Raw genomic sequence first — 12,752 nt, 5'->3', positions numbered from 1 at the left:
TACGTTTCCTCAAAAAGCTGAAAGGCCAGCGCGCGGAAAAACCGTTCAACAGGTTTTTCCTGGCGCCGGCCCCACGCCGGGTGACGGCGTGATTATTTGATATGTTTCCAGTACGCGGCGTTCAGTCGCCAGGCGAAAAAGCTCAGAATGCCGAGGAAAAGCAGTACCCACACGCCAAGCTGTTTGCGGGTTTTCTGCGTCGGTTCGGACATCCATGACAGGTACGACACGAGGTCGGCCACAGCAGAATCATAATCTACCGGCGACATCGTCCCCGGCGTGACCTGTTGGTAGCCGACAAATTTGTGCACCGTTTCGCCTGTTTTTTCGTCGGTTTCGTCGCCGAACTTCGCGGTACGTTGCCCCTGAAGCTGCCACAGCGCGTGAGGCATGCTCACGTTTTCATACACCAGATTGTTCCAGCCGGTAGGCCGCGTATTGTCGCGATAGAAGCTGCGCAGATACGTGTACAGCCAGTCCTTGCCGCGCGCCCGCGCTTCCACCGACAAATCCGGCGGACTCGCGCCGAACCACGCTTTCGCGTCGTCCGGGCGCATCGCCACAGTCATGGTGTTGCCAACCTTATCTGTAGTGAACAACAGGTTCGCCTGAATTTCGCTCGGCTTGATGCCGAGGTCGGTCAGCCGGCTGTAGCGCATCAGACTCGCGCTGTGGCAATTCAGGCAGTAGTTTACAAACAATTGAGCGCCGTGCTGCAACGAAGCAAAATTCTCCGCGTTATCGGGCGCGCGGTCGAGAGGGAAATTCTCGTCCGCGTGCGCCGGTCCGGCCAGCACCGCGAGCAGTGTCGCGCCGATCAGCGCGCACGTCGAAAGCAGTTTTTTCATTTTGTGTTCTCCTGGCTCGCGATTAGTGGGGCTTGAACCGCACCCGCTCGGGCGGCTGCTTGAACGTGCCAAGCCGCGTCCAGACGGGCATACCGAGGAAAAACGCGAAGTAGATCAGCGCACACACCTGAGCAATCAACGTCGAGGCGGGCGACGGCGGTTTGGTGCCGAGGAAGCCCAACGTCAGGAAAGCGAGCACGAAGATCCCGTAGAACACCTTGTGAAAAAACGGCCGGTAACGGATCGACTTCACCGGCGAGCGGTCGAGCCACGGCAGGAAGAACAATGAGATCACCGCGCTGCCCATCACCACCACGCCCCAGAACTTCGATTCGGTGAACGCCATGGCCAGCACCACCAGCACCGCGAGCACCGGCAAGCCGAGCTTCCACTTGCCGCGTGCGCGCACCAGGGCAACGAGGCCGAGCAGCGCGACGATGATCATCAGCACGATCTTGAATGGATCGGTGGTGGCGCGCAGCATCGCATAGAACGCCGTGAAGTACCACACTGGCGCAATTTCCTGCGGCGTTTGCAACGGATTGGCAGGAATGAAGTTGTTTGCTTCAAGGAAGTACCCACCCATTTCCGGTGCGAAAAAAATGATCGCGGCGAAAATGATCAGAAACACCGAGACGCCCATGAAGTCGTGCACGGAGTAGTACGGGTGGAACGGAATGCCGTCGAGCGGAATGCCATCCGGCCCCTTCTTCGCCTTGATCTCGATGCCGTCGGGGTTGTTCGAACCCACTTCATGCAGCGCCACCAGGTGAGCAACCACCAGTCCGATCAGCACCAGCGGAATCGCGATCACGTGAAACGCGAAGAAGCGGTTCAGCGTCACGTCCGAGACGACGTAGTCGCCACGAATCCACAGCGACAGATCCGGCCCGATGAACGGAATTGCCGAGAACAGGTTCACGATCACCTGTGCGCCCCAGAACGACATCTGGCCCCACGGCAGCAAGTAGCCAAAGAACGCCTCGGCCATCAGGCACAGAAAGATCGCGCAGCCGAAGATCCAAACCAGTTCGCGCGGCTTGCGGTATGAGCCGTACATCAGCCCGCGGAACATATGCAAATACACGACGACGAAGAACATCGACGCGCCCGTGGAGTGCATATACCGGATCAGCCAGCCCCACGGCACCTCGCGCATGATGTACTCGACCGACGAGAACGCGAGCGTCGCGTCGGGCTTGTAGTTCATCGTGAGGAAGATGCCGGTGACGATCTGATTGACCAGCACCAGCAGCGCGAGCGAACCGAAGAAGTACCAGAAGTTGAAATTCTTCGGCGCGTAGTACTCGGAAACATGCTTTTTCCAAGTGGACGTCATGGGAAAACGGCGGTCGATCCAGCCGGCCAGACCGGTCGTCTCTACTTCGTGTTCGATCGCCATTACGCTTCTCCTTTCTCGTCCTTGCCGATCACGAGGCCGGTGGCCGACGTGAACATGTAGGGCGGGATGTCGAGGTTCTGCGGCGCAGGTTTGTTCTTGAAGACGCGGCCGGCCATGTCATAGGTCGAGCCGTGGCAAGGGCACAGGAAGCCGCCTGGCCAGTCGTCGGGAAGATTGGGCTGCGCGCCCTCCTGGAAGCGCGGCGTCGGCGTACAGCCCAGATGGGTGCACACGGCGACGGCGACGAAAAGGTTCTTGTGGTCGGTGCGCGAACGGAATTCGTTGTTGCAGTACTCCGGCAACGGCATCGAAAAGGGATTCGTGGTGTGGGGATCCGCTACTTCGTTATCGGCTTTCTGGACGTCAGCGAGCATTCTGTCGGTGCGGTTGATGATCCACACCGGCTTACCGCGCCAGGCGACGGTCTTCATGTCGCCGGGCTTCAGATCACTAATATCGACTTCGACCGGGGCGCCTGCCGCCTTGGCCTTTTCAGATGGTGCAAACGAACTAACAAAGGGTACGACAGTGGCAACGCCTCCTATGCCACCTGCTACGGTCGTCGCTATCAGCCAGGTACGGCGGCCGCCGTCGACGCGTTCATCTTCCTTGTCTCGCATTACACGCCCCACTTCTGAGTTGGATTTTTCCTTCACGTCGCTTCTACCGCCGCTAGTTTGCTCGAATGGAGTCGGCATTTACAAGGCCCCATTGCCAAAAACCGTGCGAAGCCCTTGATAAGTCAGGGTTTCTCCGTACGGATCGCAAACTTTTTCGCACCTCCTTTTAAGCACCCTCTACGTTATTCGTGCCTTTTTCTTATCTAATGCCAAGTTTCAATTCAAACGGGATTCGGGATATCGATATACAGGTGTTCGATATCGAACTGCTCGGACAGATGTTTGCCCACCGCCTGCACGCCGAAGCGCTCCGTGGCGTGGTGGCCGGCCGCGAGGAACGCCACCCCGCTTTCCGCCGAGGTATGCATCACCGACTCCGACACTTCGCCGGTCAGGTAGACGTCGGCGCCCGCGTTGATTGCGGCGTCGAACATGCCTTGCGCGGCGCCCGTGCACCAGCCCACGCGGCGCAGTTCGCGATCCGGGTCGCCGAACACGAGCGGCGTGCGGCCGAGCGTGTGCTCGACTTGCGCGGTGAAGTGCGCGAGCGTGATCGGCATCGGGAACGTGGCGAGCCAGCCGAGATCGTTCTCGCCGAAGCGCGCGTCGCTGATCCAGCCCATCTTCTGGCCGATCTGCGCGTTGTTGCCGAACTCGGGATGGTCGTCGAGCGGCAGGTGATAGGCGAACAGGTTCAGGTCGTTGGCGATCAGCAGCTTCAGCCGCGCGTGTTTGCGGCCGGTGATCTGCGGCGCCTCGTTACGCCAGAAGTAGCCGTGATGGACCAGCACCGCGTCCGCGCCCCAGTCGAGCGCGGCCTCGAGGAAGGCCACTGAAGCCGTCACACCGGTCGCGAGCTTATTGATCTTGCGGCGCCCTTCGACCTGCAATCCGTTGGGGCAATAGTCCTTGAAGCGCGCGGTTTCAAGGAGATTGTTCAAGTACAATTCAAGTTCGATCCGATCCATATAAACCTCTAGTCTTCAGATGCTTAGACGCTTTTGGCTGTTCTTTGCCCAAGCGGTGACTGTGCTGTTGGCGCTGATGTTCATCATTGCGACCCTCAAACCGCAGTGGCTCCAGCGTCAAGGGCAATTCGGCAAGCAACTCGCCGAACCGATCGTCGCCCTTAGGGAAGTAGCGCCAGGCATCGGCACTGGCCCAGCACAGGCGTCCTATGCAGACGCCGCGCAAAAGGCCATGCCCGCGGTCGTCAATGTGTTCTCCAGCAAGGATGGCTCACTGCCGCCCGATCCGCGCGCGAAAGATCCGTTGTTCCGCTACTTCTTCGGCGACAAGAACAAAGGCAAGCAGCAGGAGCAACCCGCGTCGAATCTCGGCTCGGGGGTGATAGTGAGTTCGGAAGGTTACATTCTAACGAACCAGCACGTGGTGGACGGGGCCGATCAGATCGAAATCGCGCTCGCCGACGGCCGCACCACCAATGCGAAGGTGATCGGCGTCGATCCCGAGACCGATCTGGCCGTGCTGAAGGTCAACATGACCAATCTGCCCACCATCACGCTCGGCCGCATGGACCAGACACGCGTGGGCGACGTGGTGCTGGCGATCGGCAATCCGTTCGGCGTCGGCCAGACAGTGACCATGGGCATTGTCAGCGCGCTCGGGCGCAATCACCTCGGTATCAACACCTTCGAAAACTTCATTCAGACCGACGCGGCCATCAACCCCGGCAACTCCGGCGGCGCTCTGGTCGACGTGAACGGCAATCTCCTGGGGATCAATACCGCCATCTATTCGCGCTCGGGCGGCTCGCTCGGCATCGGCTTTGCGATTCCTGTCTCGACCGCGCGCAGCGTGCTGGAGAGCATCATCACGACGGGCTCGGTCACGCGCGGCTGGATCGGCGTGGAGCCGCAGGACGTGACGCCGGAAATCGCCGAATCGTTTGGGCTTGAGCAGAAGTCGGGCGCGATTGTCGCAGGCGTCCTGAAGAACGGACCGGCCGACCGTGCGGGCATCAAGCCGGGCGACATCCTCGTGAGCGTGAATGGCCAGGAGATCACCGACACCACGCGCCTGTTGAATGTCATCGCGCAGATCAAGCCGGGCACGGCTGCGAAGGTTCATCTGGTGCGCAAGAGCCACGAGATGGATCTGGAGGTGACGATCGGCAAGCGCCCGCCTCCACCGAAGCAACCGGCGGAGGACAACGGCGGCGGCGATCAGCAGGACGACGACGGCGGTTGAGACGCGATAGATAACGGCCAGTGGTGGTGCACCGCAAAACAAAAAGGGCAGTCCGTGATGGACTGCCCTTTTTGTTTGTCTCTCCGTGCTGCCGTTCAACCCGCCGGACTGTCGTCCGCAATCACAGGTTTCTGCTTGCCGACAATCAACCGCGCCGCGATGATGCCCGCCTCGTACAGCACGATCAGCGGAATCGCCAGAATCAGCTGCGAGAACACGTCCGGCGGCGTCACCACCGCCGAAATCACGAACGCGCCGACGATCACATACGGACGGATCTCCCTGAGCTTCTTGATGGTCAGCACGTTCATGCGGACCAGCAGCACCACGACAATCGGCACTTCGAACGTCACCCCGAACGCGAGGAACATGGTCAGCACGAAACTCAGGTAGTTGTCGATATCGGTGTTCATCTCCGCGCCGAGCGGCGCGTTGTAGTGCGCCATCACGCGGAAGATGGTCGGAAACACCACGAAGTACGCGAACGCCATGCCGCACAGGAACAGCGTGTAGCTGCTGCCCACCAGCGGCCCGACCAGCTTCTTCTCATGCTGGTACAAACCCGGCGCGACGAACGCCCAGATCTGGTACAGCACGACCGGCAGCGCGATCACGAAGGCGACCATCATGGTCACCTTCATCGGCACGAAGAACGAGCCGGTGACGTCGGTGACGATCATCTTGCCGTCCTTCGGCAGATTCTGCATCAAGGGCCGCGCCAGCAGCCGGAAGATGTCCGGCGCCCAATATACGAGCCCGACAAACACCACGATGACGGCAAGGCCGGCGCGGATGATACGGTCGCGCAATTCAACGAGGTGGGAAATGAAGGTCTCTTCAGTGCCTTCGTCCTGGGTTTGCTGGGGGTCGCTCACACCGGCCCTCGGTTAGAGATTGTCGTTCTGATCATCAGAAGAACCGCGTCGGACGACGCATGGAGGCTGGCGTATGCCGCGCCACGCGCGCCGCACCCGACTGCACGCGCGTGCGGCGCGTGGTGGCGCGCTTGTACCAGGTGGGCATGGCGGTCTGCTTGACGCGCCAGTTCTTGCGTTTGGGGCCTGCCGGTGGCGTGCTGGTCTGCCACGGCGAATTGCTGACATCCTCAAGCGCGCCGCCGGCAATGCTCGGCGACACCGACGTGCCGCTATTCCACGCGTCGTTCAGCTCGGCTTCATGCTTGCGCAGATTCTCCTGAACGCTGGTTTCGACGTTGCTCGCCGCCGCTTCGAACTCGGTTTTCATGCGACGCAATTCGTCGAGTTCGATTTCGCGGGTGACCTCGGCCTTCACGTCGTTGATATACCGCTGCGCGCGGCCGAACAGCGCGCCGGCCGTGCGGGCGACGCGAGGCAGGCGCTCAGGCCCGAGTACGACCAGCGCGACGACGCCGATCAGCGCCATCTTGGTTAGACCGAGGTCCAGCATGAAGTGAAGTGTCCGTCAGTAACGCGGTTGGGCCGCGGCTTAGCGGTAATCGCCGGAACGTGGCGTCTTTTCCTTCGCATCCACATCTACCGTGCCATTGCGCGGCAGTTCGCGCTGCTGCGCTTCACCTGGAGGCGTTTCGGCTTCCTTCATGCCTTCCTTGAAGCCCTTCACCGCGCCACCCAGATCGGTGCCGATATTGCGCAGCTTCTTCGTGCCGAACACGAGCGCCACGATCAGCAACACGATCAGCCAATGCCAAATGCTCAACGAACCCATGACTACTCTCCTTAACCCCGACACCGCACTGTGATGCGGCAATAGTCTTGCGCCTTACGGCGTGAATCGAAGCGCGTACGCTCCATCTATACGTTACCGCGAACTGTTCCGGTTCAACCCGCGACACGGTGTGCCATTCTGACCTGACGAGCGCGTGGACGTCGTTACAGTGCAGCCAAAACTACGGCCCCACTATTGTCTGCGACCAAAACTCGCCGCGCGCCTCGCAGCCCGCGGTTGTTTGTGAGCCTGCTCTGTGAGCGCGTTCGTCAGCGCATTCGTCAGCCCATTCGCTGCCACGGACGCGGCCCTGCGAGGATGTGTGCGTGCAGGTGATATACCTCTTGCCCGCCGCCCGGCCCCGTATTGATGACCGTGCGAAAACCGCTGTCGCCACCGGTGTACGCCACGCCCAGCTGCTCGGCCAGACGCGCTACCAGAACAAGCATTCTACCAAGCAGCGGAGCCTCGCTTTCGGTGCAATTCGACAGCGTGGCGACGTGCTTGCGAGGAATCACCAGCACATGCGTTTCCGCTGCCGGGCGGATGTCGCGGAAGGCAACAAACTCTTCGTCTTCATGGACTTTAGTCGACGGAATCTCGCCGGCGGCGATCTTGCAGAAAAGGCAGTTCGGGTCGTGACTCATCGTATTCCTGACACAATATGGCTAGAGCGCAAAACGTGGCGCGGCACGGTTCGTGTCCCGCCCGACCATAACCGGACTCGACTCAAAACCAGCCACGCGGATTCGCAAGCGGCTTGTTATCGTACAGATACAGCCAACCCTTGATAATACGGTACAACATCCAGATGCTGACGGCCCACAAAACCGGAATGCCGATCACCACGAACAGCAGCACGCCGCCGATCGCATAACCCAGCAAGGCCATCCAGAACGAGCGGATCTGCCACTCGAAATGCGCTTCATATGGCGTTCCCACCACATCGGGCCGCTTCACATAGTTGATGATGATCGCGATCAGAATCGTCAGACCACCCGTCAGCCAATGGACCGCATATAGCGCGTACAGCACATGCGTGAGCGTGCGCAGACTGCGTTCGCGCTCGGGTTCGATCGCGTTGCGGTAGACCGGCGGCGGATAATTGCCTTGCGACTGTTCCATGCTTGCGTCCTCCCGAGGATGCGATCCTATGCGTTCAGTGCAATGTGGGTCCCGACGTTCGCCACTTCAAGATGAATGGCGACAAGGCGGCGACACTCAGTCGCCGTTTTCCTCGCGCTCGCGGCTCTTGCGCAGCGCCTTTTCCTCGATGCCCGACAGGCCTTCACGGCGCTCGAGTTCGGCAAGCACGTCCGCCGGGCTCAGGTCGAAATGCGACAGCATCACGAGGCAGTGAAACCAGAGGTCCGCCACTTCGCCGACCAGCGCTTTCGGCGCGCCGCCGTGGCGCGCGTCTTTGGCGGCCAGCACGACTTCGGTGGCCTCTTCGCCGATCTTCTTGAGCACTGCGTCATCGCCTTTGTGGAACAGGCGCGACACGTATGAGACGTCCGGATCGCCGCCCTTGCGGCTGTCGATGACGGCCGCAAGGCGCAGCAGCGTGTCGTTCGTGGACGAAGAGGGTTCCGTGGATTGCGTGGATTGCGTCATTTGTAAATGTGTTCGGGGTCTTTCAACACGGGATCGACGGCGGCCCAGCCGCCATCTTCAACCGTGCCTTCGAATTTCTGGAAAAAACACGAGTGGCGGCCGGTGTGGCACGCAATGCCCGACACCTGCTCGACCTTCAGCAACACGACGTCTTCGTCGCAATCGAGCCGCACTTCATGCACATGCTGCACGTGGCCGGATTCTTCACCTTTGAACCACAGGCGCTGGCGCGAGCGCGAGAAGTACACCGCGCGGCCGGTTTCGACGGTTTTCGCCAGTGCTTCGCGGTTCATCCACGCGAACATCAGCACGTCGTTGCTCGACGCTTCCTGCGCGATCACCGGTACGAGGCCGTTCGCGTCCCACCGGACCTTGTCGAGCCAATCTACTGCAGAGGGATTCACCACGTCACAACCTCACCGAAATGCCTTGATCGGCCATGAAGCGCTTGGCCTCGCCCACCGTGTGCTCGCCGTAGTGGAAGATGCTGGCGGCCAGCACCGCGTCCGCATGGCCGCTCTTGATACCGTCGGCCAGATGCTGCAGCGAGCCGACGCCGCCCGAGGCGATCACCGGAATCGACACCGCGTCGGACACCGCGCGCGTGAGCGCAAGGTCGAAGCCGCTCTTGGTGCCGTCGCGGTCCATGCTGGTCAGCAGGATTTCGCCCGCGCCCAGTTCGGCCATCTTGCGCGCCCATTCGACGGCTTCGAGGCCGGTGGCCTTGCGCCCGCCGTGCGTGAAGACTTCCCAGCGCGGCGCCTCGCCGTCCGCGGAGACGCGCTTCGCGTCGATGGCGACGACGATGCATTGCGAGCCGTATTTGTCCGTCGCGTCGCGCACGAGTTGCGGATTCGCGACCGCCGACGAATTCATGCTGATCTTGTCCGCGCCCGCGTTGAGCAGCCGCCGCACGTCCTCGACAGCGCGCACGCCACCGCCGACCGTCAGCGGAATAAACACCTGAGAGGCGACTGCTTCGATGATCGGCAGGATCAGATCGCGCTGATCGGAGGTGGCGGTAATGTCGAGGAAGGTCAGTTCGTCGGCGCCCTGATCGTCGTAGCGGCGCGCGATTTCGACCGGATCGCCGGCGTCGCGCAGTTCGACGAAGTTGACGCCCTTGACCACGCGTCCAGCCGTGACGTCGAGACAAGGGATGATGCGTTTAGCTAGAGCCATGATCTTGCAATTCTGCCAATACCGCTGATGAGGCCGCTCGCCTGAATCTTCACGAGCGGCACTGTGCCGGCGCGGCTCGCCGCAGGGGTGTCGAACAGAAACACCTGCGGCGCGACGCGCTTTCGGGACGCGCCGTTGCGTCCGCTTTTAGGTTCGCTACTGCGTCGATTCCGGGTCGACAGCGACGCTTCAAGCGGTGAACCTAAGCGTCGTCCGATTCGCGCAGCCGGTCCGCGAGGGTCTGCGCAGCCGCGAAGTCCAGATCTCCCGAGTAGATCGCCCGGCCGCAGATCACGCCTTCGATGCCTTCGTCCTCGACTTCGCACAGCGACTCGATGTCCGCGAGGTTCGACAAACCGCCGCTCGCAATTACCGGAATCTTCACCGCGCGTGCGAGACGCACCGTCGCTTCGATGTTGATGCCTTGCAGCATGCCGTCGCGGCCGATGTCGGTGTAGATGATCGACTCGCAGCCGTAATCCTCGAACTTGCGCGCCAGATCGGCCACTTCATGGCCGGTCAGCTTGCTCCAGCCGTCGGTGGCAACCTTGCCGTCTTTCGCATCCAGCCCGACGATGATATGGCCGCCGAAAGCCGTGCACGCATCCTGCAGGAAGCCCGGATTCTTCACCGCAGCCGTGCCGATGATGACGTACGACAGACCGTCGTCCAGATAGCGCTCGATCGTGTTCAGGTCACGGATGCCGCCGCCCAGCTGGACGGGAATCTCGCCCCCTACTTCCTCGATGATCGCGCGGATCGCGTCTTCATTTTTCGGCTTGCCGGCGAACGCGCCATTCAGGTCGACGAGATGCAGACGCCGGGCGCCGCGGTCGACCCAATGCCGGGCCATCGCCGCCGGTTCCTCGGAAAATATCGTCGCCTGGTCCATATCGCCCTGTTTGAGGCGTACACAGTGACCATCTTTCAGGTCGATGGCGGGAATCAGCAGCATAGCAATCGGGTGTTGTCAGGGAGGTGGTTGAAGGTCGGCGGCAGCGGCTGACAAACCAGCCCGCCACCACGCCGTTTCGCTAGTTTAGTACAACTCTTTCGACGCCCTTGCGGAGCGCCATATTGGAGCGGATGGAGCGAAATCGTCTTACTGCGGTTGTAGCACACGGCCGACGCCCCGCTTGTGGCGGAACGACGCGCGGCAACGGGATGAAGAAAGGCGCTCACGGATTCCAGTGCACGAAGTTGCGATACACGCGCAGCCCCGCTTCGGCGCTCTTTTCCGGGTGGAATTGGGTCGCGAAGATGTTATCCCGCGCCACCGCCGAGGTAAAGGGTACACCGTACACCGTTTCGCCCGACGTATGGGCGGCGTTGTCCGGCACGACGTAATAGCTGTGCACGAAGTAGAAGAACGCATTATCCGCGACGCCGTCCCACAACGGATGCGGCTGCGCCTGGCGCACGCGGTTCCAGCCCATTTGCGGGACCTTGAAGCGCGAGCCGTCGTCCTGCACCTGGCCTTCCAGGTCGAAGCGCAGCACCTTGCCGGGCAACAGGCCGAGACCAGGCGTATCGCCCTCGGCGCTCCAGTCGAACAGCATCTGCTCGCCGACGCAAACGCCCATCAGCGGCTTGTTGCGCGAGGCCTCGATGACCGCTTCCTGCAGGCCGGATTCGGCCAGACTGCGCATGCAGTCGGGCATGGCGCCCTGGCCGGGCAGCACCACGCGGTCGGCCGAACGGATCGCTTCGGGCTGATCGACGATCGCCACGTCCGCTTCCGGCGCGGCTTTGCGCAATGCCTGGGCCACCGAGCGCAGGTTGCCCATTCCGTAATCCACAATCGCTATCGAAGTTTTCATTTCAAGTTAGGCAGCAATGCCTTCAATCCATCGACGATGAATTCCACCGCCAGCGCCGATAACATCAAACCCATGAGCCGCGTACCGATGTTGATACCCGTGCGACCGACCCAACGGGCAATCGGTTCAGCGAGGCGCAGCGAAAAAAAGCAGATCGCCGCCAGCACGGCGCCGATCGCGATCAGGCTCAGCCGGTCGTACCAGTGAGCCGAGCCGGCCGCGTAGATGATCGTGGTGCTGATCGCGCCTGGGCCCGTCAACAGCGGGATCGCCAGCGGCACGACCGCGATGTTGTCCTTCTGCTCGGCTTCGTCGCGCTCTTCCGCCGTCGAACGGCTGTTGCCGATCTGGGCGTTCAGCATGTTGATCGCCATCAGCAGCATGATGATCCCGCCGCCCACTTCGAGCGACCCAACCGAAATGCCAAAGAAGCTGATGATCTGCTGTCCGAGCAGCGTCGTCACCGCAACCACACAGAACACCGAAATCGCCGCGATACGGATGGTTCTGCGCCGCTCGACGTCGCTCTGATGCGCCGTCAGGCTCATAAAGAACGGGATGGCGCCGACCGGGTTGATCAGCGCCAGCAGCGAAATAAACGACTTCAGGATATCCATCGCACACCGGGTGCGCGAGCGCAGCCGGTCCTGGTTCTAAGTCTGGTAAATGAGCTGGTAAATGAGCCGGTAAATGCGCCGGTAAATGCGCGCTTAAAGGCTGCCCTTGGTCGACGGAATCTGTCCCGCCGCGCGTTCGTCCATCTCGACGGCCATGCGCAATGCACGCCCGAACGCCTTGAACACCGTTTCCATCTGATGATGGGCGTTCAGGCCTCGCAGGTTGTCGATATGCAGCGTGACGCCGGCGTGGTTCACGAAGCCGCGGAAAAATTCAATGGAGAGATCGACGTCGAACGTGCCGATGCGTGCACGCGTGAACGGCACATGGAATTCGAGGCCCGGACGCCCGGAAAAGTCGATCACGACGCGCGACAGCGCTTCGTCGAGCGGCACGTAGGAATGACCGTAGCGGCAAATGCCCTTGCGGTCGCCGATTGCCTTCGCGACGGCCTGGCCGAGGGTGATGCCGACGTCTTCGACCGTATGGTGGTCGTCGATATGCAGGTCGCCGTGTGCTTCGATGTCGAGGTCGAACAAGCCATGCCGTGCGATCTGGTCGAGCATGTGATCAAGAAACGCCACACCGGTGGCCAGCTTCTGCTGACCGGTGCCGTCCAGATTGATCTTCACACGGATCTGCGTTTCGCTGGTGTTGCGAACGACTTCCGCAAGGCGCATGGTAATTCCTCGAATCTAGCTAGAAAGCGATAGTAGTGTGGGGTAGAAAA

17 protein-coding genes are annotated in these 12,752 nt (G+C 61.2%); 1 reads left to right on the top strand and 16 read right to left on the bottom strand.

Annotation, left to right across the window (positions count from 1 at the left end):
• Nucleotides 1-92: 92 nt before the first annotated feature.
• The 4 genes from P3T22_RS25460 to P3T22_RS25445 all read right to left on the bottom strand — a co-directional run bounded on the left by P3T22_RS25460 (nt 93) and on the right by P3T22_RS25445 (nt 3,838).
• Nucleotides 93-848 (bottom strand): cytochrome c1, encoded by a 756-nt coding sequence (locus P3T22_RS25460; protein WP_429326493.1) that lies wholly within the window; start codon nt 846-848, stop codon nt 93-95.
• A gap of 22 nt (nt 849-870) precedes the next feature.
• A complete protein-coding gene (locus P3T22_RS25455; protein WP_429326492.1) occupies nt 871-2,250 on the bottom strand; it encodes a cytochrome b in 1,380 nt (459 codons plus the stop codon).
• The gene (gene petA, locus P3T22_RS25450; RefSeq protein ID WP_063497490.1) at nt 2,250-2,870 is read right to left on the bottom strand and encodes a ubiquinol-cytochrome c reductase iron-sulfur subunit; all 621 of its coding nucleotides are present in this window, start codon (nt 2,868-2,870) and stop codon (nt 2,250-2,252) included. The genes P3T22_RS25455 and petA overlap by 1 nt, the downstream gene beginning before the upstream one ends.
• A gap of 221 nt (nt 2,871-3,091) precedes the next feature.
• Nucleotides 3,092-3,838: a Nif3-like dinuclear metal center hexameric protein gene (locus P3T22_RS25445; RefSeq protein ID WP_063497491.1), complete on the bottom strand. Its 747-nt coding sequence runs from the start codon at nt 3,836-3,838 to the stop codon at nt 3,092-3,094.
• A 19-nt stretch (nt 3,839-3,857) separates the two neighbouring features.
• On the opposite strand from P3T22_RS25445, the gene P3T22_RS25440 reads away from it, so the two are divergent.
• Complete coding sequence (locus P3T22_RS25440) at nt 3,858-5,081, top strand: Do family serine endopeptidase (protein WP_054036636.1); 1,224 nt, start codon at nt 3,858-3,860, stop codon at nt 5,079-5,081.
• A gap of 95 nt (nt 5,082-5,176) precedes the next feature.
• On the opposite strand, the gene tatC is transcribed toward P3T22_RS25440, so the two are convergent.
• The 12 genes from tatC to hisB form a co-directional block, all read right to left on the bottom strand.
• A complete protein-coding gene (gene tatC, locus P3T22_RS25435) occupies nt 5,177-5,956 on the bottom strand; it encodes a twin-arginine translocase subunit TatC (RefSeq protein ID WP_429326491.1) in 780 nt (259 codons plus the stop codon).
• Between the two features lie 34 nt (nt 5,957-5,990).
• Nucleotides 5,991-6,509 carry a Sec-independent protein translocase protein TatB gene (gene tatB, locus P3T22_RS25430; RefSeq protein ID WP_063497493.1) on the bottom strand — a complete coding sequence of 173 codons (519 nt, stop codon included), beginning with the start codon at nt 6,507-6,509 and terminating at the stop codon, nt 5,991-5,993.
• A gap of 39 nt (nt 6,510-6,548) precedes the next feature.
• A complete protein-coding gene (tatA, locus tag P3T22_RS25425; protein ID WP_063497494.1) occupies nt 6,549-6,788 on the bottom strand; it encodes a Sec-independent protein translocase subunit TatA in 240 nt (79 codons plus the stop codon).
• Between the two features lie 281 nt (nt 6,789-7,069).
• Entirely contained in the window at nt 7,070-7,435 is a 366-nt protein-coding gene (locus P3T22_RS25420) for a histidine triad nucleotide-binding protein (protein WP_063497495.1), read from the bottom strand.
• Between the two features lie 82 nt (nt 7,436-7,517).
• Nucleotides 7,518-7,913 (bottom strand): DUF4870 family protein, encoded by a 396-nt coding sequence (locus P3T22_RS25415; protein ID WP_063497496.1) that lies wholly within the window; start codon nt 7,911-7,913, stop codon nt 7,518-7,520.
• A 96-nt stretch (nt 7,914-8,009) separates the two neighbouring features.
• Nucleotides 8,010-8,402 carry a phosphoribosyl-ATP diphosphatase gene (locus P3T22_RS25410; protein WP_063497497.1) on the bottom strand — a complete coding sequence of 131 codons (393 nt, stop codon included), beginning with the start codon at nt 8,400-8,402 and terminating at the stop codon, nt 8,010-8,012.
• The gene (hisI, locus tag P3T22_RS25405; protein ID WP_429326490.1) at nt 8,399-8,809 is read right to left on the bottom strand and encodes a phosphoribosyl-AMP cyclohydrolase; all 411 of its coding nucleotides are present in this window, start codon (nt 8,807-8,809) and stop codon (nt 8,399-8,401) included. Before hisI ends, P3T22_RS25410 begins: the two co-directional genes overlap by 4 nt.
• A 1-nt stretch (nt 8,810) precedes the next feature.
• Entirely contained in the window at nt 8,811-9,584 is a 774-nt protein-coding gene (gene hisF, locus P3T22_RS25400; protein ID WP_063497498.1) for an imidazole glycerol phosphate synthase subunit HisF, read from the bottom strand.
• A 202-nt stretch (nt 9,585-9,786) separates the two neighbouring features.
• The gene (gene hisA / locus P3T22_RS25395; protein WP_054036624.1) at nt 9,787-10,539 is read right to left on the bottom strand and encodes a 1-(5-phosphoribosyl)-5-[(5-phosphoribosylamino)methylideneamino]imidazole-4-carboxamide isomerase; all 753 of its coding nucleotides are present in this window, start codon (nt 10,537-10,539) and stop codon (nt 9,787-9,789) included.
• 223 nt (nt 10,540-10,762) lie between these two features.
• Nucleotides 10,763-11,404: an imidazole glycerol phosphate synthase subunit HisH gene (gene hisH, locus P3T22_RS25390; RefSeq protein ID WP_063497499.1), complete on the bottom strand. Its 642-nt coding sequence runs from the start codon at nt 11,402-11,404 to the stop codon at nt 10,763-10,765.
• Entirely contained in the window at nt 11,401-12,021 is a 621-nt protein-coding gene (locus P3T22_RS25385) for a YchE family NAAT transporter (protein WP_063497500.1), read from the bottom strand. Before P3T22_RS25385 ends, hisH begins: the two co-directional genes overlap by 4 nt.
• A gap of 93 nt (nt 12,022-12,114) precedes the next feature.
• On the bottom strand, nt 12,115-12,702 hold the full coding sequence (hisB, locus tag P3T22_RS25380; protein ID WP_063497501.1) for an imidazoleglycerol-phosphate dehydratase HisB: 588 nt from the start codon (nt 12,700-12,702) through the stop codon (nt 12,115-12,117).
• Between the last annotated feature and the right edge of the window lie 50 nt (nt 12,703-12,752).

The organism is Paraburkholderia sp. GAS348, from assembly GCF_050434205.1.
Classification (GTDB): Bacteria; Pseudomonadota; Gammaproteobacteria; order Burkholderiales; family Burkholderiaceae; genus Paraburkholderia.
The sequence above is the reverse complement of the archived record's forward strand: the minus strand, read 5'-3'. Positions and strand labels throughout refer to the sequence as shown.

Excerpts from the sequence above, each read along its gene's own strand:
- hisB (WP_063497501.1), bottom strand. The coding sequence starts at position 12,702 with ATGCGCCTTGCGGAAGTCGTTCGCAACACCAGCGAAACGCAGATCCGT.
- P3T22_RS25460 (WP_429326493.1), bottom strand. The coding sequence starts at position 848 with ATGAAAAAACTGCTTTCGACGTGCGCGCTGATCGGCGCGACACTGCTC.
- P3T22_RS25420 (WP_063497495.1), bottom strand. The coding sequence starts at position 7,435 with ATGAGTCACGACCCGAACTGCCTTTTCTGCAAGATCGCCGCCGGCGAG.
- P3T22_RS25415 (WP_063497496.1), bottom strand. The coding sequence starts at position 7,913 with ATGGAACAGTCGCAAGGCAATTATCCGCCGCCGGTCTACCGCAACGCG.
- P3T22_RS25410 (WP_063497497.1), bottom strand. The coding sequence starts at position 8,402 with ATGACGCAATCCACGCAATCCACGGAACCCTCTTCGTCCACGAACGAC.
- tatB (WP_063497493.1), bottom strand. The coding sequence starts at position 6,509 with ATGCTGGACCTCGGTCTAACCAAGATGGCGCTGATCGGCGTCGTCGCG.
- hisA (WP_054036624.1), bottom strand. The coding sequence starts at position 10,539 with ATGCTGCTGATTCCCGCCATCGACCTGAAAGATGGTCACTGTGTACGC.
- P3T22_RS25445 (WP_063497491.1), bottom strand. The coding sequence starts at position 3,838 with ATGGATCGGATCGAACTTGAATTGTACTTGAACAATCTCCTTGAAACC.
- petA (WP_063497490.1), bottom strand. The coding sequence starts at position 2,870 with ATGCGAGACAAGGAAGATGAACGCGTCGACGGCGGCCGCCGTACCTGG.
- tatA (WP_063497494.1), bottom strand. The coding sequence starts at position 6,788 with ATGGGTTCGTTGAGCATTTGGCATTGGCTGATCGTGTTGCTGATCGTG.
- P3T22_RS25455 (WP_429326492.1), bottom strand. The coding sequence starts at position 2,250 with ATGGCGATCGAACACGAAGTAGAGACGACCGGTCTGGCCGGCTGGATC.
- hisF (WP_063497498.1), bottom strand. The coding sequence starts at position 9,584 with ATGGCTCTAGCTAAACGCATCATCCCTTGTCTCGACGTCACGGCTGGA.
- P3T22_RS25440 (WP_054036636.1), top strand. The coding sequence starts at position 3,858 with ATGCTTAGACGCTTTTGGCTGTTCTTTGCCCAAGCGGTGACTGTGCTG.
- P3T22_RS25385 (WP_063497500.1), bottom strand. The coding sequence starts at position 12,021 with ATGGATATCCTGAAGTCGTTTATTTCGCTGCTGGCGCTGATCAACCCG.
- hisH (WP_063497499.1), bottom strand. The coding sequence starts at position 11,404 with ATGAAAACTTCGATAGCGATTGTGGATTACGGAATGGGCAACCTGCGC.